A 24,680-nucleotide genomic window follows, 5' to 3' on the forward strand; every position below is an offset into this window, starting at 1 on the left:
TTCAAATTTATGCCAAAAGTTCAGCTTTTGCAAGAGGGGATCGTGCACCCATTGCCAAAAGAAAAAACGCAACCAATTTTATTGTTTATCATGAGAGTCAGCGTGTGTGTATGCTTATTTTTTGTCATGTGCTTCAACCTTTTTGCATCTAAACATGCAGCCGGTCAAAGCATCCGGGAAACGATGATCAGTTTCGAGGTGCATGATGCAAACCTGAAGGCTAGCCTGGAAAAACTGCAGGAACAATCAGGTTTCAGCATTTTCTATTCTTCCACTTTACTGAATAAGGACAGGAAGATTACGATCAGTAATGGTACCCGCTCTGTGGCACAGATCCTGGATCTGATCCTGAACGGTACAAACCTCGTTTATGTAGACAAGGGTGCCAAGATCATACTGCAGGAAAAGAAAATGATTGCTGCCGCAAGAGATACCGCAGCGCCACAGCCGGCCGTTGTGAGCGGTATTGTAAAAGATGAAACCGGCGAACCGATTCCCGGGGCCACTATTCGTGTAAAGAACGCTAACAAATATACGGCTGCTGACCAGTATGGTCATTACTCTATTGCAGCTGATGATAACAGTGTGCTGATCTTCAGTATCGTGGGGTATGCCACGCTGGAAGTACCTGTCAAGGGCAGGCGCTCTTTCCCCGTAACAATGGTACGCAGTTTCAGTAGTCTGAACGAAGTACAGGTACTGGGTTATAGCGCTACTACCAAAAGGAACAATACCGGTGCGGTAAGTTCTATCAAAGCAGACCAGATTGCTGTGCAGACCGTGTCCAACCCGCTTACTGCCCTGCAGGGTCACGTAGCAGGTATGGAGATCACGCAGGACAATGGTTTGCCTGGTGGCGGTGTTCGTGTGCGCATTCGCGGTAATGCCAGCATCCTGAGTGGCTACCTGCCTTTGTATGTGGTAGATGGTGTGCCTTTCACTTTGTTCAATGGTAGTATACCCGCTTCTGATGCCCTCAATAGTTATGGTATCAGTGGCGCAAGTGGAAGCCTGAGCCCTTTCAGCATGATCGCCCCCGAAGATATCGAAAGGATCGATGTACTGAAAGATGCGGATGCAACCGCCATCTATGGTTCCAAAGGTGCGAATGGTGTAGTACTGATCACTACCAAGAAAGGGAGTCATGGCAATACCAGGATCAGTGCAAACGTAAGTCATGGTATTGGCCAGGTAAGCCGCTTCATCCCTATGCTGAATACGGAACAATACCTGGGCATGCGTAAAGAAGCCATTACCAATGCAGGTACTACACCGGGTGCGACTGATTATGACCTGACCAAATGGGACCAGACGGCCTATACCGACTGGCAGAAATGGGCTATCGGTGGTAAAGCAAAAAACACCAGTGCCATGGCCTCCATTTCAGGTGGTAATGCACAGAATACTTTCCTCTACTCTACCTCCTACCGTAAAGAAGGTACAGTATTCCCGGGTGAGAACAATACCATCACTTTCTCCAACAGGATCAATGCCAGTCATAGTAGTAAGGACAACAGGTTCAACATCTCTCTTTCCGCCAATTATACTTACATGAAGAGTGACATGCCTAAAACAGACCTGTCATCCGTGTACAACCTGCCACCAAACTACAATCCATACAATGCTGATGGCACCTTCAACTGGGACCTCCCTGTAGGCAAAAACCCTGCGGCCCTGCTGTTGCAAAAGTATACTGGTCAGACCTATAACATGATCACTGACCTGAACCTGCGCTACAATATCCTGAAGGAACTGGCTATTAAAGTCAATCTCGGTTTCACACAAACCAACCTGGAACAACAGAATATACAACCGAACCGCTCAGTGAATTCTACTGCGATTAGCAATAACCAGCTGATGGATTCCAAAGGTAAAAATGACAACTGGATCGCAGAGCCTTTCCTGGAATACAACAAATCTTTTGGGGATGCGCACCTGCAACTGATTGGTGGTACTACCTTCCAGCAGACAAAAGCCACCAGCACAACGCTGAGAGGTACAGGGTTCAGCAGCGAAGCACTGTTACATGCCATCAGTGCCGCCAGTTCAGTGATCGTATATAGTTACAACTATTCCCTGTATAAATATGCTGCGGGTTTTGGTCGCTTCAATTTCAACTACAAGGAGAAATACTACATGGATGGTACTTTCAGGCGTGATGGCTCTTCCCGCTTCGGCGTGAACAACCAGTTTGGTTCCTTTGGTGCATTGGGTGCAGCATGGATCTTCTCACAGGAAGATTTTATGAAAGATATAAAGCCAGTCAGCTTTGGTAAACTGCGCGCCAGTTATGGTGTAACAGGTAACGACCAGATCGCCAACTATCTCTATACACCACTGTATTCTACCCTGGGTTCTACTTATTCATACATGGGCACCTCTGCCATGGTTGCCAATGGTATTGCCAACCCGGACCTGAAATGGGAAACTACCAAAAAGCTGGATGTAGCACTGGAACTGGGTTTCCTGAAAGACCGGATCATGCTGAAAGCAGATTACTACCAGAACAGGACGACTAACATGCTCGCATATATCACTACCTCTATGCAGATTGGTGTGAACTCCTACTCTGGTAACCTTCCCGCTACTATCCAGAATAAAGGCTGGGAGTTTGAGCTGAGCACTACCAATATTGCAACGAAAGATGTGTCATGGACCACCACCCTGAACATGACCATCAACCAGAATAAACTGCTGGCATTTGACAACCTGGAGAACTCCAGCTATGCTACGACATATGCCATTGGTAAATCACTCGATGCACAGTACCTGTATCACTTCACAGGTGTAGATCCGACCACGGGTGCACCGGTGCTGGAAGATGTAAATAAAGATGGTAGTATCAATTCTGCTGACAGGCATATGAGCAATGTAGGTGTTCCTTATTATGGTGGTCTGACCAACTCTATCTCCTACAAGGGCCTTACGCTGGACTTCACCTTCCAGTTCAACCACAGGAACTACTACCTGAACAATACGCTGAATACTTACTTCTATCCTTTCGGATACGATATGACCAACCAGAGTACGGCGGTGCTGAACCGCTGGCACAACGCGGGTGATGCCAGCAATTACCCGGGAGCAAGTAAGAATTATTCTTCTAACTATTACTACTATGCTACCTCTGATGCAAACTGGGGCAACGCATCTTACCTCAAGTTCAAGACTTTGAGCCTGACTTACAATCTGCCAGGAAAATGGTTAAGCAAAGCCAGAATTGCCAATGCATCGATCTATGCAAGAGGCCAGAACCTCTATACATGGGCAAAGCAAAAGTATACACTGGATCCTGAAACCACCCAGCCGGGTACATTCCCTGGATTGGGTACCGGTCAGTACATTGCTGTACCACAGCTGCGTACTTTGACTGTAGGCCTGAATTTATCATTATAAAAAAGCAGAGAGATAATGAAGAAACTATCATATATATTACTGGCATTGGGGCTTAGCGCTACCTCATGCAAGAAATTCGTAACCATCGACAACGCACCGAATTCACTGTCTCCGACTGATGTATATGCAGCCGACGCAACAGCGACCAGTGCGGTCGTAGCGATGTACACTTACTACGCTACCACCTATAGCCTGCAATACTATACCTGGACGGCAGAATTGCTGGGTGATGATATCCAGTACCGTTATTACAGTTCTACACCGGGGCTGGCAGAATACCAGAATGGTAATGTAACCACCACGAACAATACGCTTCGTTATAACCAATGGTATTATCCATTTTATGTAGTTGCACAGGCAAACGGTGCGATTGATGGTCTGACGAAATCCACGACCCTTACCGGTTCAGTAAAGAACCAATTATTGGGTGAGAGTTATTTCATGCGTGCATTTCATTTCTTTTACCTGAACAATTTCTTTGGAGGGGTACCATTATCGCTTGATCCGGTGGCGCTGAACAACTCTGCGCTGGCCCGATCATCAAAGGCAGATGTATATGCACAGATCATCACAGACCTGAAAACAGCAGCAGATCTGCTGCCGGGTACATATACCGGCACCCTGCATGCAAGGGTGAATAAGCATGCCGCAGAAGCGCTGCTGGCGAGAGTATACCTCTACCAGAAAGACTACGCAAATGCGGTGACCTATGCTACAAAAGTGATCGGTGCAACAGATGTAACTTATAGTCTTTCTGACCTGGCTACGACTTTCAAGAACAGCAGCGCAGAAACCATCCTGCAGTTTGCTACCTACTATGGTTATACGAGTTTTGGCTACAGGGCAGCGGCGGCAACCACTATTCCTGATTACTACCTGTATAACAATTTCATGAACCAGTTTGAAACCGGGGATAACAGGAAAACTGCCTGGACAGATAGCCTGGTGAGTGGAGGTACCACCTATCGCCGTGTAAACAAATATAAACTGGGTACCGCGACTGCAGGTGATGAGTATTACGTAATACTGCGCCTGGCAGAGCAATACCTGATCCGTGCTGAAGCAAACGCGCAACTGAATAATATCTCAGCCGCACAGGCGGACCTGGATGCCGTTCGCAACCGTGCAGGCCTGGGCAATACGACTGCAGCAACTAAAGATGATCTGCTGACAGCCATTGCACAGGAACGCAAAATAGAATTGTTTGGCGAGCTGGGTCACCGCTGGTTTGACCTGGTACGTACCGGTCAGGCAGATGCTGTACTGAGCAAAGTAAAATCTACCTGGGTACCGCGGGATACCCTGATGCCAATTCCTTACCAGGAAATTCTGAACAACAAAAACCTGACCCAGAACCCGGGTTTTGAATGATCCATTTGTTAAAAAAGTATTCACATGAAAAAGATCACAACATTGTGTGTTATTGCTGCTATGTGCTGTGCCTCGGTAAAGGCACAGCGCATAGATAGCCTGTACAAAGCTTATGATAAGCTGGCTGCTTCTAAAGATGAAAAAGACCAGGCATACCTGCATGCTGAGTTATACAAACATCTGCAAAGTAAGAAAGAGGAAGACTGGCAGCTGGCAGCGAATACCTTCTACCGGCTGAATAAGAAAGAACTGGTAGATTCCATTCAGCGGGCAGAGAAGAAGAAATTTCCTGCGGGTAGTGCTGTAAGACAGGATTTCATCACAACCATTTATGATGAGAAAGATCCTGCGAAGAAAGAAGCATTGTACTACCAGCTGATCAAGCGCTTCCCGCCTGCTAAATTCGGGCCGGACAGGATCGCGTACGATTATGTAAGGAATGCAATTGGGGTTGCTTATGCGAATGTAGACAGTGTAGCCAAGGCCGTTAAATTTGCCAACATGGTAGAGACCTCTGCCTGGAAAGGTGAAGGCTGGGCAGGTATTGGTAATACGCTGGCCAGGAAAGGTCACTATAAAGAAGCGGAAGCATTGCTGAAAAAAGCAGTTGATACTTCCTACTCTTTTAAGATCGCGAAGGTACAAGACAATGCAGCGAAGTTTGCAGCAGTGGGTTACCGCTCTTATAATACCATCCTGTCTAAGATGCTGTATACTGATAAGAACTATGAAGAGGCGCTGAAGTATGCAGACAATGCCTATAAAGTGTACCAGGAAGCGGGTGAAGTGAATGGCAGTAACATGGATACTTATTCCAAGATCCTGATTGCAATGGGCCGTGATAAGGAAGCTTTTGAAAAAATCGATGAAGCGGTGAAAGCGGGCCAGGCTACGAATGACATGAAGACGGAACTGAAATCACTGTATGCAAAAGTGAAGGGCAGTGAGGGCTATGACGCGTACATCCAGGAGGTGAACCGTCAGCTGGTGGCGAAGATCACGAAGGAGCTGACAAAGCAGATGGTTAATACGCCGGCGCCTGATTTTACGCTGACAGATCTGAATGGTAAGAATGTAACGCTGAGTGAGCTGAAAGGAAAGATAGTGGTGCTGGATTTCTGGGCTACCTGGTGCGGACCTTGTAAGGCATCGTTCCCTGTGATGAAACAGGCGGTGCAGCGTTATGAGAAAGACAATGATGTACAGTTCCTGTTCATTCATACCTGGGAAAGGGATGATAAGGCGGTAGCGGATACGAAGAAGTTTATTGCGGATAATGATTATCCGTTTGAGGTGTTGATGGATTTAAATGAGCATAAGGCGGCGACGGCTTATAAGGTGAATAGTATACCGGCGAAGTTTGTGATAGATAAGGCGGGGAATGTGCGGTTTAAGTTCTCCGGGTTCTCTGGTGGGGCGGATGCGGCGCTGGAGGAGATTTCGGCGATGATATCATTGATCAGGGGATAGGCAGGTAATGGGATTAGCGGGGCGTGGGTGGTGGATTGGTGGGTGGTTAATTAGTGTGTTGGTGATGGTGGATTGGTGTGTTGTTGGTGATTACCTGGCGTATTGTTGGTGATTACATAACGTGTTGTTGACAATTAATTAGTGCGTTGTTGAGCATTACTTAGCGAACCAAAGGCTATTACTTAGCGAACCACAGGCTATTACTTATCAGGCCGCAGGCCAGTGGCCCAACGCACAACTTTTTGCCATGGCAAAAGTTGTGCGTTGTTTTTTTACTTAGTTGTGAAGTAAGTTTCTTTCAAATATTTATAGATCATCGCCTCCTGTTTGTCCGTACTATCTCCTTCCTGTAAATAGCGTTTATAATATCTCTTTGCGGCTGTTTCATTCTTCATATTCACCTCATACATTCTTCCGATACTGTATAAATGCATGGGCTGACGACTTAAAAAATAAGCCGTATCCAGGTTGGCCACAGCGGGTTTATACAGTTTCAATCCTTCATCATTGCTGGCGATGGCAGCATAATAATCCGGCAGGTATTTAGACCGTGCCAGATCAATGCAGGCATTTAACAGTTGATTACTTTCATCATAGTGTTTCAGTTTTGTTTGTGACAGGGCAGCATAATACATGATCTGTTCGGAGGAACTGTTATGGCTCTCAGCGTAGGTATTGATGTCAATACAGAACTGGTAGTCTTTGAGCGCGAAGCTGGCAGAGGTAACGAAGCTCATGGCGCCGGGCATCACGACTTCATGGGCGATCAGGTATTTACCCAGTAAGAGGCAGTTCCTGTAATTCTTCAGGAAGTAATTAGCCCTGATAGCGGTGGCGATGATGTAGTACTGGCTGGAATCTTTCTGCAGGTATACATTGAGAATGGAATCGGCAGAAGGATACATTTCCTGCCCGATGCGTTCATCGGCGAGGCGGTTCACGGTCTTCGGATCGCCGGGATTCATCTGGTAGGCTTTTAGCAGTAAAGCGAAGCCTTCTTCGGCCTGATCGTTCGTCAGCAGGGTGAAACTCAGTTGGCGGATGGCAACCGGGCTATTGGGCCGTAAAGCGGCAATACTGCGAAGGTGAGGTATGGCCAGGATGTACGCATGTTTATTGAGCAGGATATTAGCAATATATTGATGTGCTGAAACGTTGGCGCTATCCAGCATCAGGACTTTCTGATAGCCTTTGATAGCATCATCTTCATTCCCCGCCTGGTAAAAGGTATAGGCCAGCAACGATTGTTGTTTCACATTATTGGGGTCCAAATGGGCCTGTTGGTAGGCAATGGCATGCGGGTAATCCTGTTCCTGCAGGTATTCCATGACGGAATCAGCTTGTTGGGCAAAGATTGAGCTGGCTGGCAACAGGAGCAGCAGAAGGGTTCTGATCATACAAACTAACTGTTTAGTTTGTAAACTAACGATTTAGTTTTATATAACAAAATGTTATTTTACAGTTGGGCGGGATGGGTCTTTTATATTTGGAGGTAAGGTGTTTTCATGCCTATGAAGAAATTTCTCCTGGTGATTGTTTTGACCTTCCTGTTTATGGGTGCAGGGCTTAACCTGTTCAGGGTATTTTAATTCCTCGGAGGACAGCATTTCCCGCTTTTAGTTGATGATAAAAAATCCACTCTCTTTTCAAACTTTGGGGAATAAAATGGATCAAAGCAGCATAAATTCTGTCGATTGAAGCGGATTACACATTTTTATGGTTTGTACGGTGAGCCAGGCCCCAGACCAGATGGCGAATACCTGTTTTCGGAATTGCTGGAAACACGGAGTGAGCACTTTGACTGGAAGATAAAGCCGCATATCCATACGAATCTCTACCAGGTCTTTTTGATTGAGACTAAAAGGACCGGTTTTTTAGGGAACAATGAACCTACCTGGCTAACAGGTCCGACTATTTTATTGATACCACCGCTGGCCATACACGGGTTTAACTACCATGCAACGACGAAAGGGCGGATCCTGACGATTTCAGATAAACTGGTCAACAGTATCTTTCCTTCGGGGAATGGCATGCTGGAGGGCTTGCAGATCTTAACAAATTATGCTCCTCCATATAGTTTTAAATATGTAGTTAAACTGGTGGCGGACCTGCATGAAGAATTATTTAGTACGAGATATGAAAAGCAGCAGATGCTGACGGCCATGCTGCAACAGATCTTCCTGGTATTGTATCGCATCTGGCGACAGCATACTGCCGTGGTACCGGAAGCGGATAGTGTGTCATTGTCTTATTTTAGGAAATTGCAGAAACGGATTGCGGAGGCAGGGTCTAAGTACTCGATAGAGCAGTATGCGCGGGAACTGGGGATTACGCCTGTGCACCTGAACAGGGTATGCAATAGTGTGGCGGGTAAACCGGCGCATCAGCTATTGCAGGATCATTTGGTGGATGAAGCGAAAAAGCATTTAAGATATACTTCCTGTACGGTTTCGGAGATTGCTTATTTATTGAATTTTGAGTACCCGAATTATTTTGCGCGGTTCTTTAAGAAAGCGACAGGGCTTTCACCCAGCGAGTTCCGCAAGCAGTAAGGGCTTGTTTTGTAGTTGTGCTATGTTTGTAGAAATCATCATATTTATACAAGAGGAAAATAGCAGGTGTCTTTTGGGGGTTAGAATAATTTCCTTATATTAGATATGTTATGAAAAACGTAGTTCCATTGTTAATCCTCCTGTGTGTGGGAGCCTATGTACATGCACAGAAGATAGTAACCATTCAGGCGTCACAACATAGTTTTCCATTACCGGAGGTGATTTGTATTGATCAGCAGGATGACTGGCTGGTGGGGAAGGCTGCGGAGTTGTTGAGGGAGGATATGAGGAGGGTGACGGGGAGAGAGGTGAAGGTGGTATATGGGTTTCCGGGGGAGGGTGAACTGAGGAGGAAGGATGGAGATTCGGGGGGCGGCTTATTGGCAAGTGACACCTTGAATAGGAAGTATAGCGTTTCTTCTCAGAAGGCACATCCCGTTATTTTGATCGGCACTTTACAATCTTCACTAATAAAAGAATTGCATGTAGATACTACCGGTTTGACCGGTAAATGGGAGGCGTTCCGGATAACGGTTGCTGCTGGCCGGGTGATCATAATCGGCAGCGATAAAAGAGGCGCTGCATATGGGGCACTGGAATTGTCCAGGCAACTGGGTGTATCTCCCTGGTATTGGTGGGCCGATGTGCCTGTGATAAAGAAAAAGAAGGTATTTATACAGGAAGGGCGTTATGATTTTGGCCCGCCATCAGTACAATACAGGGGTATTTTCATCAATGACGAGGCCCCCGCATTTTCCGGTTGGACGCATGAAAAATTCGGCGGGTTTAATCATTTGGTATATGAAAAGGTATTTGAATTATTGCTTCGGTTGCGCGGGAATTATTTGTGGCCGGCAATGTGGGGAAACGCGTTTAATACGGATGATACATCAAACCCAGTGCTGGCAGATAAATGGGGGATTGTGATGGGAACGAGTCATCATGAGCCGATGTTGCGTGCGCAACAGGAATGGAAAAAGTATGGACGAGGTGCGTGGGATTATGTTTCGAATGATAGTATTCTTAGGGCATTTTGGCGAAAGGGTATTGTGAATATGGGTGGGCATGAAAGTATTGTAACGGTGGGGATGCGGGGAGATGGAGACATGCCGATGAGTAATGAGACGGCGACTGATTTACTGGAAAGGATCGTGAAGGATCAGCGGGAGATCATTAGTGGGGTGACGGGCAAGCCGGCATCGGAGACGCCGCAGATGTGGGCTTTGTATAAGGAGGTGCAGGATTATTATGATAAGGGGATGCGGGTACCGGATGATGTGACGTTGTTGTTGTGTGATGATAATTGGGGGAATATCAGGAGGTTGCCGGTGAGGGTGGTGGGGGTGGTCGTTGGGAAGGGATCAGGTGTGGTGGCGGATGAAGTGGTTGGAAAGGGAGAACCGGCGGAAAAGAATGCCCCCGTGGTAAAAACCAAATTTGCAAATCAGGGAACGGGTGCTTATACAGAGGCTAATAAAGAAAATGTGGCGAAGCGGAAAGGCGGATATGGCATCTATTATCATTTTGATTATGTGGGTGATCCAAGAAATTATAAATGGATCAATACGAATAATTTGGCGAGGGTATGGGAGCAATTGCATATGGCGAAGATGTATGGAGCAGATAAGGTGTGGATTGTGAATGTAGGGGATTTGAAGCCGATGGAGTTGCCGATTTCTTTTTTCATGGATTATGCATGGTCGGCAGGAGATACGATGAGGGATTGGTATGGGGAATTTGCAGAAGAGAATTTTGCAGGAGGTGGTGTTGAAAAACGCCATATTGAAAGGAAGAATGTTAAAGGGAAGAATGTTGAAGGCAGAAATGTTGATGACAAAAATATTGAAAGGAAGAATGTTAAAGGGAAGAATGTCAAATACAGAAATGTTGATGACAACACTGTTGAAAGGAAGAATGCTAAAGGGAAAAATGCTAAATACAGAAATATTGATAACAATACTGTTGAAAGGAAGAATGCCAAAGGGAAAAATGTTAAATACAGAAATATTGATAACAAGAATATTGAAAGAAAGAATGCTAAAGGGAAGAATGTTAAATACAGAAATGTTGATGACAAAACTGTTGAAAGGAAGAATGCCAAAGGGAAAAATGTTAAATACAGAAATATTGATAACAAGAATATTGAAAGAAAGAATGCTAAAGGGAAGAATGTTAAATACAGAAATGTTGATGACAAAACTGTTGAAAGGAAGAATGCCAAAGGGAAAAATGTTAAACACAGAAATGTTGATGACAAGAATGTTTCAACAGGGCGTTTAGCAAAGAGAAATATTGAATACACCAAAATAGGCACCTATCTGAGACAATACAGCGAAATGGCTGCCAGGCGAAAACCTGAATTACTGGATGAATATAGCTACCCCCTGGAGCAGTATAAAGAGATAGTCTCTGAATGGGCTACTTTAGCAAAAAAAGTACACTTGCACCACCCTTCAGATGCCTATTTTCAACTGGTACAATACCCTGTCGAAGCTATGTATAACCTCCACAGGTTGTACTACGCAGTCGCACTATACAAAACTGATAAAGCCAGGAATAAATTCTACGCAGACAGTGCACGAACCTATTATAAACGGGATTCGTTATTGACAATCGCTTATCATAAAATGGGCAATGGTAAATGGAATCATATGATGGACCAGACGCATATTGGCTATACAGGCTGGCAGCAACCACAAGTAAACAAAATGCCTGATTTATCCGGGCCATACCAACCGCCTGTAGTGCTGCCTAAAATATATAAACGGATCTATGCAACTGATTATGTAGCGAAACAAGGTGAGTGGCAAATTTTAAAAGGTATAGGAAAATTCGGAGATGGTATAACTAGTTTTACCGTGGATAATCATGACGATGGTTCAGCAGCAAAGATAAAGCTTAAAACAAATAATGACTCCGGTTATAAAGCCAATCCATCTCTGCATTATGAATTCCAGGCGTCAGGAGATCATAATATCTACCTTAACTTCTCTCCCACCCTGAACTTCCCACACGAAAAAGGATTAGCAATTGCCATATCAATTGATGGTGAAAAAGAAATTGAAATGACAATCAATGGTAATGATGATGATAAAAAAGTATGGGAGCAATGGGTCGCTAATAATATCATTCAAATAAAACTGAAAAGGACATTGAAACCAGGTATGCATGAATTGGTTTATTCTCAGCGCTCCCCTGGTATAATATTTCAAAGCATTGAACTGGAAAAAAACTAGAACTTATTTCGTAATTATCATTTAGAAATTGATTATCAATTCAAAATACCTATTTATGAAATGAGTTCTAAAAATGAAATATCGCTTTCTTAGTTTCCAAACAATAACTCAAGTATTGAACTGGAGAAAACTGAATCTGAATCCGAAAAACAGTTTTCTTAGTTTCCAAACAAATATCTGCTAGCATAAAACTGGAAAAACATAAATAACTATCTATGACCCACTTACTCAAAATCTGCCGGTATGCCGCTCTGCAAGGAATGATTTACCTGCTCGCATCCCTCCAGGGAATGACACAACCACTTGTAAAACATATTTACACAGCTGATCCATCCGCACATGTCTTTAACAACCGCATTTACATCTACCCATCCCACGACACCGCGACCGGGGTACCTGAAGACGACCTGGGTAGTCATTTCGACATGAAAGACTACCACATCCTATCCTTAGATCACGTCGGCGGAAAAGTAACGGATCATGGCGTAGCCCTCACTTTAAAAGACGTTCCATGGGCTCAAAAACAACTCTGGGCACCAGATGCCGCCTATGCTAACAACACCTACTATTTATACTTCCCTGCCAAAGACAGTACAGGCGTGTTTCACATAGGTGTCGCTAAAAGCAGCAAACCCGAAGGTCCCTTTAAAGCATTGCCCAAACCAATCCCCGGCAGTTACAGCATTGACCCCTGCGTTTTCAAAGATGAAGATGGCAATTTTTATATGTACTTCGGAGGCATATGGGGTGGGCAGCTACAAAAATGGGATCATAATAAATACAATAGCAAGGCTGGAAACAAAGCCGCCGATGAAAAAGCCGCCCTGCCAAGAGTGGCGAAGCTAAAAAAAGATATGACCAGCTTTGATGGCCAGGTGAAAGATGTCGTTATTTTGAATGAGAAGGGGCTGCCTTTTTATGAAAAGGACAATGATAAAAGATTCTTTGAAGCATCCTGGGTACACAAATATAAAGGGAAGTATTATTTCTCTTATTCCACCGGAGATACGCATAATTTATGCTACGCAATTGGTAATTCACCCTATGGGCCGTTTACTTATAAAGGTGTGATCATGACACCGGTTAAGGGCTGGACGACGCACCATTCTATTATTGAGAAAGATGGAAAGTGGTATTTGTTTTATCATGATGTGGAGTTGTCCGGGAAGACTTATTTGAGGAATGTGAAGGTGACGGAGTTGCATTATAAGGCAGACGGGAGTATCGAGACAATACATCCGGAAATATAATGGGAAGCTTTTTTGGCTGATACTGAATAAATGATTTTGTTAGTGATTAGCAGGTTCTGTAACTGATTAGCAGGTTCGTTACTCATTAGCAGGTTCTGTTACTGATCAGCAGGTTCTGTTACCTGATTAGCAAGTCCTGTTACTGACTAGCAGGTTCGTTACTCATTAGCAGGTTCTCTTACTGATAGCAGGCTCTGTTACTGATTAGCAAGTCCTGTTACTGATTAGCAGGCTCTGTTACTGATAGCAAGTCCTGTTACTGATTAGCAGGTTCGATAATAATCAGCTGGTTCTTTACTAATGTAGAATTTGTTACAAATAGAACTGCCAGGCATGCATGCCTGGCAGTTCTACATTTCATATTTCCTACTTTCCACCATCAATACCGGTAAAAACTCACCTTCTGAATCTCCCAATTGTGCGAAGGAATCCGGATATGCCTTCCCTGGTGTGTCTGATCACCATTCAACCTCCGGCCAGGCCGCCATTGACCATTATCAAACACCCCTTCCTCTGCCTGTAATATCCCTGCATTCTTCACCGTCAGGACAATCCCGGTACCGGCAACTATAAAGTCATCCTCCCCCGTCTGGATAATCATCCCACCACTCAGTGGCCACTCCTTAAACGCCGTCCAGCCAAGGCTGGCTTCATGCGAGACCGTAAAGGTATATTTGCCCATTTGGATTTCCTGGGGGATACTGCTGTCAGGTAGGATGCCTTCCATCGGGTACTTATAGAGTAATGGCCCTAATTGCTCCAGCAATTTATAGCTTTCCCCAAGCGGTTCTTCGGCTGCATGGTCTGTAGATTCAAATGAGAATGGAGAAAAACCAATTGCTTTATAATGCCCCACAGCGTAAAGGACTTTCACCGCATCCGAAGGCTCGAATCGTATTTCAGGAATGAATAATGGGTTATGCTGTCTTGTATACAAATCATTATATTCCCTGAAAAAAGGGTTATAAAAATCAGGAGATAATATATCTATATTCGGCGCAGCTGCCTGCCAGATATCCATCAGGTGAGGCAAGGGGCCGCCTGAGGGATAGGCACCTGGTTGTACATGCCTGTAATTCAATGCAGCATTGACAAAAAATGGCAAAGGAGATACCGGCTTACTCCCAAAAGCTACCTGACCGGAATCTGCTCCCTTCTTCCCAAATGCTACCTGACCAGAATCTACTTCCTTACTCCCAAAAGCCACCTGACTACCACTCCCCATATACACCTCCCTCCCCGCACCTGCCACCCGATTCGCATACACCGCATAATACCACGCCTGAAACAACTCCTCCGTAGCCATACTTTTACCAAATACCGTCTCCCAGCTACCAGCCATCTTATACCCCTGCCCGCCCCAGTGCAGGCGCAGTTCCGGCACCAGCGAATCCTTGTGAGAGATCAGATAACGCATCAGTGCATCCGGTACCTGACCCGCATACGCCTCATTAGCCGCCGCCGTATATTCCCTTGGCGCACCCAGCATCCCGATTTCATTCTCCACCTGTATCATCAAAACAGTTCGTTCCTTTGCATCCAGCTGCTTTACATGCCTCATCAACGCTGCAAATGCACGGATATCTGCCTGCACATTATTCTCCTCAAAAGCAGAAAGGATTTCAAGCTCCGCACCCGCCCTGGGAAAACGTTTTATATCCTTTTTCACCCACGCCGGGGCATAACAACTCATGCTGTTTTTCCAGGAGCCAAACCATAATAATACCAGGTGTAAATCGTTTGCCCTTGCCTGATAGATCAGGCTATCCACCAGCATAAAATCAAAGTTCCCTTCAGCAGGTTCTAACAGTTCCCAATAGACTGGAACGAGAACCGTATTGAAATGCATGGCCTTTGCCTTTGTCCAGATTGCAGACATATAGGAAAGACTGGATGCACTGCTGTTGCCCACTTCGCCGGCAAGAACCGGCAATACGGGAAGGTCCGGGATTGAATAACTTTTAACTCCGCCACCCTCCTTCTCCCCGTGCATCAGCAAAGCCTGCGCTTTGCCGATACAAGGAAGAAAACTAAACATCAACATCAACAAAAACTTAACCATCAGTACCCTGGATTTTGTGCCGCAATCCCACCACTTGCCAGTGAAGGATTATTATCAATTTCTGCCTGTGGAATCGGCAATAACTCATCCCTGCCTTTCCTGAAATAACTAATCGGGTCCGTTGTAAAATATCCCATCTTCCGCCACCTTAATATATCCCTGTTCCGCACCTCTTCATCGCCCAGTTCCACCGTTCTTTCATGCATGATCGCCTTTGTCACCTGCTCCTTTGACCCCACCGGGAACTGCGCTGTCGGGTAATGTGGCATGGCCACCGTAGGCCGGTCTCTTACCTGGTTCAAATACGTCACCGCTCCTGCCTGATCCCCTGTTTCATTCGCACATTCTGCCAGCATCAATAACACATCTGCATAGCGAATGATCCGCTGGTTATTTCCACCGGGATGGTAAGATGCCGTTGACAGACTTTGCTTATAAATGATCATAAACTTGCGCCAGCTGATCTTTTTGGTCACACCATTTACGGTCGATGAGTTACCGTTTTGCATAGCATCCGTCAGCACATCAGCATCGTTGTTAAAGTGATCGCCCGCTTCGTAGACCGTCCATTTATAACGGGGATCTGTTTTGGCCGCACCCGCAGCGCTGTTTTCAAACTCATTCAGGAATTTATTGGATGGGATCAGGTTGCGCCAGGCCACCGGACTATATTCCTGGTTACGGATCGTAGACTGTGAATTGCCGGCGCCATCGCCTGTGCCGCCCCAGTCAAATGAATTGTCACCCTTGTCTACAAAGACGGCTTCCCAGATAGATTCTGCGTTGAATTCCGTTTCTTCCAGGAAATTGTCATTATAGTTATCTACGAGGCGATACAGGCTTGAATTTACGATCTTCAATAAGGCCGTTTTCGCAGCGGCGTAATCTCCCTTTTGCATGTAAACCCTGCCCAGCATGGCATTGGCAGCGCCGGAAGTAATTTTCCCCTGATCGGCAGCTGAGTAGGAAGCATTCAAGGTACCCGCTGCATCTGTGAGGTCTTTGATGATCTGATCGTATACCGCGGTTTCTGCGGCACGTGGCTGGAACTGGTTAGACTGGCTCACCGCCTTTGTGTACACGGGTACCGGACCCCAGAGAGTTAGGAGTTCGAAATAAGCCCATGCCCGGAAGAACTTTGCCTGGGCCACACACTGGTCACGTACAGCATCGTTATCAGTCACATTTGGCGCACTGCCAATGACGGTATTAGCACGATGAATAACGATATACAGGCCCTGCCATACCGCACTCATAACCGCATTATCGGCTGTGGTAGCGCCATTCAGGATCTGCCCGCGGGGCACTTCCAGCTGACCGCCACCGGAGGAAACGTCATCACTGCGCAGGTCGTGCACAAAAAACCACTCACGGCCAATGAGGGTGCTGGCGTGGAAGGTGGAATAGATAGCATTGGTGCCACTTTGGAGTTCTGCGCTGTTTTTAAAATAATTATCGAGCGTGGCGTAACCCGGATTGGTTTTGTCAAGGTCCTTGGTACAGCCTATGCCGCCGAGAAGCAGGAAGGCGATGAATATGTACTTATACATGTTTTTTGAATTTTAATACCGATTCAGAATTATTTATTATCAAAACCCTACCTGCAATCCCAGCTGGAATGAGCGTGCCGCCGGATACTGCCCATAGTCAATCCCATTCGTCAGCGTAGTATTCTTAGACCCGATCTCAGGATCCCAACCCTTATACTTCGTAAAGGTGAGCAGGTTCTGAGATGCGAGGTATACCCTGATACTATGGATATTCCGAACGGAATAATTACGCAGGGAATACCCGATGATCAGGCTTTTTAAACGCAAATAAGAACCACTTTCAATCCAGCGATCAGACACGCGGAGGTTAGTATTCGGGTCACCACTGATGGCCCTTGGAATATCTGTATTGGTATGCTCCGGCGTCCATGCATTCAGCACCTCGGTACCTGCACCAAAGAGACGGGCCATACCTTCGCGCAGCACACGGGTACCGTTGAAAATCTTATTTCCCTGCACCCCCTGGAAGAAGAGCGAGAGATCGAAGTTGTGGTAGCTGGCATTATAAGCCAGGGAGTAGGTATATTTCGGAATGTAAGAACCCAGGAAGGTGCGGTCTGCAGAGGTGATGGCACCATCGCCGTTCAGGTCTTTGAAGCGGATATCACCGGCTGCGGTACTCTTGGCGGGGTCCGTACCGGGGAGTTGCACGGCGGCCTTTGCCACCTCGGCCTGGGTCTGGAAGATGCCGTCAGTGACATATCCATAGAAGGATTGAATGGGCTGTCCGGCTACGGTGCGGGTCATATTACCGTTGCCGAAATCAGCATCAGATCCTGCGTCGATGGTTGCGTTAGGTGTATTTAATGCCAGGATTTTGTTCCTGATAAAACCGATGTTGCCCGTCACGCTCCACATGAACTTCGTCTGTTTTTGGTTATACCCTACCTGCAGGTCCACGCCTGTATTCTTCATACTGGCAGCATTGAGCTGAGAGCCGGCGCCACCATAACCGAAACTGAGGGGGGTAGGAATGGTCAGGATCAGGTTATCTGTCAGGCGGCGGTACCATTCTGCGGTGAAGGTGATCTTGTTATCGAAGAGACCTAAATCCAGGCCTACATTGACCTGTTTGGTCTTTTCCCATTCCAGGTTGGCGCTGGCCAATTGGTTGTAATAAGAGGCGTTGCCGATTGGGATGGTATTTCCGAAGGGGTAGGTAGCACCGTTGGCCTGTACGATTGCCTGCCAGGGGTATTCATTGGCCAGGATGGAGTTTTGCAAAGCAGGGAAAATGCCGATTGCATTCAGACCGGTAATCCCCCAGCCACCGCGGAGTTTCAGTTCAGAAACGGCGGTAACAGTTTTCATAAACCGTTCCTGGTCTATACGCCAGCCGGCGGAGAAGGAAGGGAAACTCTGGAACTTTTTACCTGGTGCCCATACGGACAGACCATCGCGGCGGATAGCGGCACTCAGCAGGTATTTGCTACCGAATTCATAATTCAGGCGGCCGATATAAGATTGAATTAAGGTAGATGTTGTGGATGAATAAGCGGAGACATTGGTAGCGCCGACAAGGGTTTCTATCTCATTGGTGCTTTGGTTTCCTTTCTGGGATTCACCGAAATTGTACGCTGGTTGTCTTTCGAAAACGGCAATCGCGTTCAGGTGATGCCGGCCAAATGTTTTGTCGAAGGTCAGTTGTTCGGTGTAGAGCAAAGTCGTTCTGTTAGCCCGCTGATCTGTGATGGCGGCCACGGTGGAATTACGGCCTTTATCGTTATAGATCGGAATGAATTCATGCTGGTATTGGCCGGCATAATCGGCACCGAATACAGAGCGGAAACTGAGCCAGGGGGTGAAGTTTACCTGGGCATAAACGGTACCGAGGAGTTTGAAGGTTTTGCGGTGGGCATCGCCTAATAAAAGGGCATCTTCTATGGGGTTGGTGGGGTCTGCGCCATCTACGCTATTTTCTGCATTGCGGAAACCGCCGTTGGTAGTTGGGTCATGCACGGGCAGGTATGGGAGTGCGCGGATTACGTTTGCCAGGCGGGTCCTGTTGCCAGAGGTATTGTCGTAGCGCTGATTGGAGTATGCGAGGAGCAGGTTCTCTCCTACTGTGATCACATCGTTGATATGATGTTCTGAATTGACGCGGAAATTACCCCGTTCATAGTTTACTCCCTGGGCGATCCCGTCTTGTTTGAAGTAGCCGCCGGACATATAGTAGGTGGACTTAGCATCGCCACCATTCACCGAGACATTGCTTTGGGTGATCAGGCCTGTTTTGAAATAGGCATCCTGCCAGTCAGTGTTTGTCTGGGCGTATGTCTGTGAGGTACCATCGTAAATGGGGGCATTCCAGTTCGCATCCTGGAGGCGGGGAGGTTTGGAGATACCGGCGGCACCGTTGAGGGCACGTTCGTATTGAAGGTATTGCTGGGTGTTGAGCAGGTCGATCTTTTTCCAGGCGGTTTGTATGCCAGTGTAGGTATCGAGTCTCACCTCTGGTTTACTATCGCGCGCGCCCTTTTTGGTGGTGATGATCACGACCCCGTTGGTAGCACGGGAACCATAGATGGCGGCGGCGCTGGCATCTTTCAGGACTTCGACAGAGAGCACATCTTTGCTATCGAAGCTGGAGAGGTTGGAGGTAGGAAATCCATCGATGACGTATAATGGATCGGAGGCGTAGCTGATAGAGCTGATACCGCGGATCCTTACGATGGGGTCGGATCCGGGGGCACCATTATTGGTAACGGCGACACCGGGTACGCGACCTTGCAGGGCTTGCTGGACGCTGGCTACAGGCAGTTCGTTCAGTGTCTTGCTATTGACAGAGGCCACCGAACCTGTGAGCGACGATTTCTTTTGTATCCCATACCCGATCACGACCATCTGGTCCAGGTTCTGGACATTTGGGGCGAGGGTGATGTTATAATTGGCGATTTGGCTAACGACGAGTTCCCGGGTAACGTAACCGATAAAGGTGAATACCAGGGTTTCGCCATTAGCGGCGGTGATGCTGTAGGTACCATCGGGCGCGGTGACGGTACCCCGGTGAGTGTTCTTAATGGCGACAGAAACACCGGCTAAGGGGCTTTTGGCATCATCGGTGACTTTCCCTTTGAGGGCTTGTTGGGCCAGGGTCGTCAGCGGGAACAGGAAAAGGAGGAAGATGGGAACACATAGGATCCTCTTCAATGCCAGTGGCAATGGGTGATGATTCATAACGTTTGAAGTGTTTAATAAAATAAATGTGGATGTGACAATGAATCGGGTCAATTAGGGTCTTCTTACCGGCTACAGTTTTTTCTAACGGGGATTGTCACATCGGATACGACGTTATGTAATTTAGGGATTTTTTGGAGTTAAATGTCGGATGGACACTATGAATTTTTTATGGAAGTGGAGCGGAGAGGTGATGGAGGTATTGTCAGATGGACAATATAGATTTTGGGGAGGGGGTAAGAAAGTGTTTGGGGAGGGGGTGTCAGATGGACAATATGGAGGGCTTTGAGGGAGGTTAAGGAAGTTTCTTTGGGATGTGGTGGAGTTATTTGGGAGGTATTGTCAGATGGACAATATGGGGATCTTTGAAGGAGGGTAAGGAAGCTCCTTTGGGAAGTGATGGAATTATTTAGAAGATATTTAAGGAGGTATTGTCAGATAGACAATATAGAATTCTTTGAAAGAGGTTATGAAAGCTCCTTTGGGAAGCGATGATGCGATGGAATTATTTAGAAGACATTTAAGGAGGTGTTGTCAGATAGACAATATGGAATTCTTTGAAAAAGGTTATGAAAGCTCCTTTGGGAAGCGATGATGCGATGGAATTATTTAGAAGACATTTAAGGAGGTATTGTCAGATGGACAATATGGGGATCTTTGAAGGAGGGTAAGGAAGCTCCTTTGGGAAGCGATGATGCAATGGAATTATTTAGCAGACATTTAAGGAGGTATTGTCAGATGGACAATATGGAATTCTTTGAAAAAGGTTATGAAAGCTCCTTTGGGAAGCGATGGAATTATTTAGAAGACATTTAAGGAGGTATTGTCAGATAGACAAAGTAGTTTCTATTGGGATCCTGAAAATAAATTTCAGAAAGAGACTTTAACTGTTAATCAGACTTCAAAAAATCTGAAATGCACGCGCCGATATACAGCACGTGCATTTCAATAATTATCAACCTACATAATGCGCTTTCAGGTATTGTTTCACCGGCGTAGGTTTCCTACCCAGCAACTTCTCCAGGTCAGCAGTCACCACTTCAAAATCCCCCTGCTTAATCGCTGCAGCAAAACCTGTACTGATCATAATCCCTATTTCAGGCACACCAATTTCCTTCATGTGCTTTTCGAAAGCAACAGGATCTACATCCGTATAAGCAATGTGTTTGCCAGACACTTCTGACAACATACCTGCTACATCTGTAAATGAATACAGCTGATCACCAGTGAGCTGGTAGGTTTTGTTCTCATGACCTTTATTCGTCAATACTACTGCCGTGGCATCAGCCAGATCCGGGCGGTATACATAAGGCACTCTGCCAGCACCTGCGGGGTAATGAATACCCGTATTCAGGGCCTGGTCGCCAATATAGAAAGGAATCACTTCTGCGTACAGGGTGTTACGCAGGAAGGTATAAGGAATACCACTTGCCTTAATATAATTTTCTGTCTGGAAGTGAGATTCCATCAGCACTTTGAGCGGACTCACAGCAGCATCCTTCATCGTCACACCTGTGTAAACAATTTGTTTTACACCTGCTCTTTTTGCTGCATCTACTACATTTGTATGTTCTTTCAGTCTTTCCATAGACAGACCTGAGATGAGGAGGACCTTTTCAATCCCCTTCATAGCATTGTCCAAAGAAGCAATATCATTATAGTCACCAATACGGATATTGAGGCCGAGTTTTTTCAGTTGCTCCGCTTTCTGTTCACTTCTTACGAATGCCGCCAGTTGATTAGCAGGCACTTTCTTTAACAGGCTGTTGATGATAGCCGAGCCAAGATTTCCGGCTGCTCCGGTTATTAGTATCATATTCCAGTTTTTAATTTGTTTACCAAAATTAGCTGAAGCTGTTTACAAATGGTAACCCATTACCTTTTGGTAACTAGTTACTAATTTGTAACTGATTGGTAATGTTCCTATTTTTGTTACAAAATATTAAGGATTGAAAACAGATTTTCCTCAGGTTGTAGCCCCTGCATTGACACCAGAGTGCCAGGCAATGATTATTGGGATCCGGGATACGCAGGAGTTGTTAAGCGGAAAGTGGAAGACGGAGATTATCGGGGCCTTGTATTACAGGGGGAAAATGCGGTTCATGGATTTGAAAAGGCAGTTGGCCGGTATAGCGCCGAAAGTGCTGTCAAAGGAGCTGAAAGACCTGGAGATGAATCATTTGATTAGCAGGACGGTGCTGGATACAATGCCGATTACGGTGGAGTATGAGTTGACTTTGCAGGGAAGGAGTTTGAATACTGTGATTGAGGCGATGGCGAAGTGGGGGATCAATTACAGGAAGCAGTTGTTTGAACGATAGATTTTGTTATCCGGATTTTGAGCTGACCTTGCAGGGAAAGAGTTTGAATACTGTGATTGAAGCAATCGCGAAGTGCAGGATTAATTGTTCGGGAGGTAGGGGTCATCAGCCACCTACTTCTGTCTCGGCCTCGTCACCAGCGAAAAAAACAAAGACAGTACAAGTGCGACCGTAATCACCTGAGGAACCTTAGCCCAGGTTATAGGTGGATCCATCATCCATTTGTAAGCAATACCTATGACGATTGTAAAAATAAAAGTGACGATAAATGATCTCATGCTGCGAAAATAGAAAAAATTAAGTGGAAAGCATTTCCTGCATGCACATTTTTTTAGCCGTAATCATGCCTGTGTCAACCATTCTAAAAACTGAGCGACTTTCTCCCGGCTTATTGTAATTGTTTCCGGTACGGGTATAGACAACGTTACTGACAACTTCCTTGATAAATAACTGGAAGCATCCTGCACTGATTTCCTGTGGACCAGGTATTGCCGGTTCGCACGAAAAAACAAAGGCTCCGTCAGTTTCGTCAGTTCCTCCATGTTCTTATTGAGCGGGTATGTTTTCTTATCGAAAGTTGTCAGGTAGACAATTCCATTTTTCAGGTAAAAGAACGCAATGGTATCAATCGCCACCGGGAAGATCTTATCTTTTTGGTATACCAATACGGCTCCTGGTTCTGATGGCTTCCGGTTTATAAAGATCTCTTCAAGCGCTTTGTAGGATGTACGCTTACCGGTAAAAGTGAGGTATTTATTAATAGCCGCAGCTACCGCTTGTTTGTCAAAAGGCTTGAGGATGTATTCGATCCCGTTTGCCCTGAAGGCATCTAATGCATATTCATCAAAAGCGGTGCAAAAAATAACGGGAATATCTATTTCTACCCTGGAGAAGATTTCGAAACTCAAGCCATCACCGAGTTGAATATCAGAGAATATGAGATCGACCTGCGTATCGTCAGAAAAGTATGCGATACCTTCCCGGACGGTACTGATGATGTCTATAACCTCAGCATCGGGGAAAGATTGCAGGATCGTTCTTGCCAGGTCCCTGGCGGTTACTTTTTCATCTTCTATTATGACCAGCTTCATTGTTGCTAAATTATTATTCATTCCGCTACTCAATACCTGGCTTTTATTCCGGCCGGCATTCTCATTCCATCACAGCCTTTATCCTTAAAGACTATTCCCGATTTTCCGTCCCCCACCAGTACCTCCTAAACACTCCCCTGCCCTACCTCCCACCCGGCCCGGCATCATTATACAACACCTTTATACTCACCATAAACAGCCCCCCATCCTGATGGATAATCACCTCATCATCCGAAAAGATCCTATACCGCTCAATCAGGTTTATCAAGCCCTTCCCACTAGATCCTTCTATCAATCTTCTCAGCTGTAAATTGTTCTGTGTAACAATCCGCCCTTCTTCAAGGAAAATGCTGATTTTCAACGGCGATGCCTCAGTTACTTCATTATGTTTAATGGCATTTTCTATCAAAGATTGCAATGAAAACGAAGGTACATAACCGTTTTGTAAAACCTCTTCCGGAATATCAACCGTAACGACCAATGCATCTTCAAAACGGATGCGTTGCATTTCAATATAGTCATTACACAACCTGATCTCATCAGACAATCTAGCTATTTTCTTTTGATGATCTGCCAATGAAGCCCGCATGAAATTCACGAGATGAGAAAGATACGCTTCGCCCGCCTCCACATCTTCCCGGTATAAACTCTTCATCATGCTCAGTGCGTTGAACAGGAAATGCGGATGAATCTGTTGCTTCAATAACAAATTAGCAGATTCCAGGTTCGCGGCTTTCAGTCTTGAATTTTCCAATTCCGTATTCGATTTTTCATATTCCAGTATGAGCAGGTTTTGAAAGATGGTCACCAGCCCATGGTTCATAGCCGCCTGCCACAACATAGACGGGATGTTTTCTATTAATGACCAATGATGATCCGGCATCGGCGGCACCGGCGAAACCAGGTGTTCCAAAGGTGCTGTGCAGAAAAAGAAAAGGAAACAGATGATATAACCTGTGATATAGCGCAGGATGTTCTTTTGCCTGCTGTTCGAAATCGGCATGCCATGGAACAGGCGCTCATATAAATAGATATTGACCATGCCCTGTATCCAGAAGCGGCTGCCCACAAACAAGGGATAGATCAAAGCATGTTGACGCCTGCTGAAGATGAACACGAAGATGTATACAAATGCTGTTATGCATAAGGAAATCAGGATGGTATACCGGAACAATTTCTTTCTTAACAGGTGATTTGCCATAGGATA

The 24,680-nt window shown here is 45.8% G+C and carries 15 protein-coding genes; 8 read left to right on the forward strand and 7 right to left on the reverse strand.

Going from position 1 to position 24,680, the window contains the following annotated elements; all coding sequences use genetic code 11:
- Positions 1-126 precede the first annotated feature (126 nt).
- Genes U0033_RS04910 through U0033_RS04920 form a run of 3 tightly spaced genes read left to right on the forward strand, consistent with a single transcriptional unit; the run spans position 127 to position 6,234 of the window.
- A complete protein-coding gene (locus tag U0033_RS04910; RefSeq protein ID WP_072363697.1) occupies positions 127-3,393 on the forward strand; it encodes a TonB-dependent receptor in 3,267 nt (1,088 codons plus the stop codon).
- Between the two features lie 15 nt (positions 3,394-3,408).
- The gene (locus U0033_RS04915) at positions 3,409-4,764 is read left to right on the forward strand and encodes a RagB/SusD family nutrient uptake outer membrane protein (protein ID WP_072363696.1); all 1,356 of its coding nucleotides are present in this window, start codon (positions 3,409-3,411) and stop codon (positions 4,762-4,764) included.
- Between the two features lie 24 nt (positions 4,765-4,788).
- Positions 4,789-6,234, forward strand: coding sequence for a TlpA disulfide reductase family protein (locus U0033_RS04920; RefSeq protein ID WP_072363695.1), 1,446 nt, complete (start codon positions 4,789-4,791; stop codon positions 6,232-6,234).
- 272 nt (positions 6,235-6,506) lie between these two features.
- On the opposite strand, the gene U0033_RS04925 is transcribed toward U0033_RS04920, so the two are convergent.
- Positions 6,507-7,631 carry a tetratricopeptide repeat protein gene (locus U0033_RS04925; protein ID WP_072363694.1) on the reverse strand — a complete coding sequence of 375 codons (1,125 nt, stop codon included), beginning with the start codon at positions 7,629-7,631 and terminating at the stop codon, positions 6,507-6,509.
- 297 nt (positions 7,632-7,928) lie between these two features.
- On the opposite strand from U0033_RS04925, the gene U0033_RS04930 reads away from it, so the two are divergent.
- From U0033_RS04930 to U0033_RS04940, 3 genes are all read left to right on the forward strand, one after another.
- Entirely contained in the window at positions 7,929-8,786 is an 858-nt protein-coding gene (locus tag U0033_RS04930; protein WP_072363693.1) for a helix-turn-helix domain-containing protein, read from the forward strand.
- 110 nt (positions 8,787-8,896) lie between these two features.
- Positions 8,897-12,022, forward strand: a complete 3,126-nt coding sequence (locus tag U0033_RS04935) for a glycosyl hydrolase 115 family protein (RefSeq protein WP_072363692.1) — start codon at positions 8,897-8,899, stop codon at positions 12,020-12,022.
- Between the two features lie 215 nt (positions 12,023-12,237).
- Positions 12,238-13,272 (forward strand): glycoside hydrolase family 43 protein, encoded by a 1,035-nt coding sequence (locus U0033_RS04940; RefSeq protein ID WP_083571715.1) that lies wholly within the window; start codon positions 12,238-12,240, stop codon positions 13,270-13,272.
- A gap of 379 nt (positions 13,273-13,651) precedes the next feature.
- Here U0033_RS04940 and U0033_RS04945 read toward each other — a convergent pair whose 3' ends face one another.
- From U0033_RS04945 to U0033_RS04955, 3 genes are read right to left on the reverse strand one after another with little or no spacing between them, the layout of a single operon-like run.
- Positions 13,652-15,334: a DUF5597 domain-containing protein gene (locus tag U0033_RS04945; RefSeq protein WP_218164073.1), complete on the reverse strand. Its 1,683-nt coding sequence runs from the start codon at positions 15,332-15,334 to the stop codon at positions 13,652-13,654.
- Positions 15,334-16,884, reverse strand: a complete 1,551-nt coding sequence (locus U0033_RS04950) for a RagB/SusD family nutrient uptake outer membrane protein (RefSeq protein WP_072363691.1) — start codon at positions 16,882-16,884, stop codon at positions 15,334-15,336. The genes U0033_RS04945 and U0033_RS04950 overlap by 1 nt, the downstream gene beginning before the upstream one ends.
- Positions 16,885-16,923: 39 nt before the next feature.
- On the reverse strand, positions 16,924-20,061 hold the full coding sequence (locus U0033_RS04955) for a SusC/RagA family TonB-linked outer membrane protein (protein ID WP_072363690.1): 3,138 nt from the start codon (positions 20,059-20,061) through the stop codon (positions 16,924-16,926).
- A gap of 160 nt (positions 20,062-20,221) precedes the next feature.
- Here U0033_RS04955 and U0033_RS04960 point away from each other — a divergent pair, with 160 nt between their 5' ends.
- On the forward strand, positions 20,222-20,350 hold the full coding sequence (locus U0033_RS04960) for a hypothetical protein (RefSeq protein WP_262487776.1): 129 nt from the start codon (positions 20,222-20,224) through the stop codon (positions 20,348-20,350).
- Between the two features lie 666 nt (positions 20,351-21,016).
- Here the strand turns inward: U0033_RS04960 and U0033_RS04965 are convergent.
- Positions 21,017-21,877: an SDR family oxidoreductase gene (locus U0033_RS04965; RefSeq protein WP_072363689.1), complete on the reverse strand. Its 861-nt coding sequence runs from the start codon at positions 21,875-21,877 to the stop codon at positions 21,017-21,019.
- 133 nt (positions 21,878-22,010) lie between these two features.
- Here U0033_RS04965 and U0033_RS04970 point away from each other — a divergent pair, with 133 nt between their 5' ends.
- Complete coding sequence (locus U0033_RS04970) at positions 22,011-22,382, forward strand: winged helix-turn-helix transcriptional regulator (protein WP_245801831.1); 372 nt, start codon at positions 22,011-22,013, stop codon at positions 22,380-22,382.
- 341 nt (positions 22,383-22,723) lie between these two features.
- Here U0033_RS04970 and U0033_RS04975 read toward each other — a convergent pair whose 3' ends face one another.
- Together U0033_RS04975 and U0033_RS04980 are read right to left on the reverse strand one after the other, a co-directional pair.
- Positions 22,724-23,473, reverse strand: coding sequence for a LytR/AlgR family response regulator transcription factor (locus tag U0033_RS04975; RefSeq protein ID WP_072363688.1), 750 nt, complete (start codon positions 23,471-23,473; stop codon positions 22,724-22,726).
- Between the two features lie 142 nt (positions 23,474-23,615).
- Entirely contained in the window at positions 23,616-24,674 is a 1,059-nt protein-coding gene (locus U0033_RS04980; RefSeq protein ID WP_072363687.1) for a sensor histidine kinase, read from the reverse strand.
- Positions 24,675-24,680: the final 6 nt, after the last annotated feature.

The organism is Chitinophaga sancti, assembly GCF_034424315.1.
Classification (GTDB): domain Bacteria; phylum Bacteroidota; class Bacteroidia; order Chitinophagales; family Chitinophagaceae; genus Chitinophaga; species Chitinophaga sancti.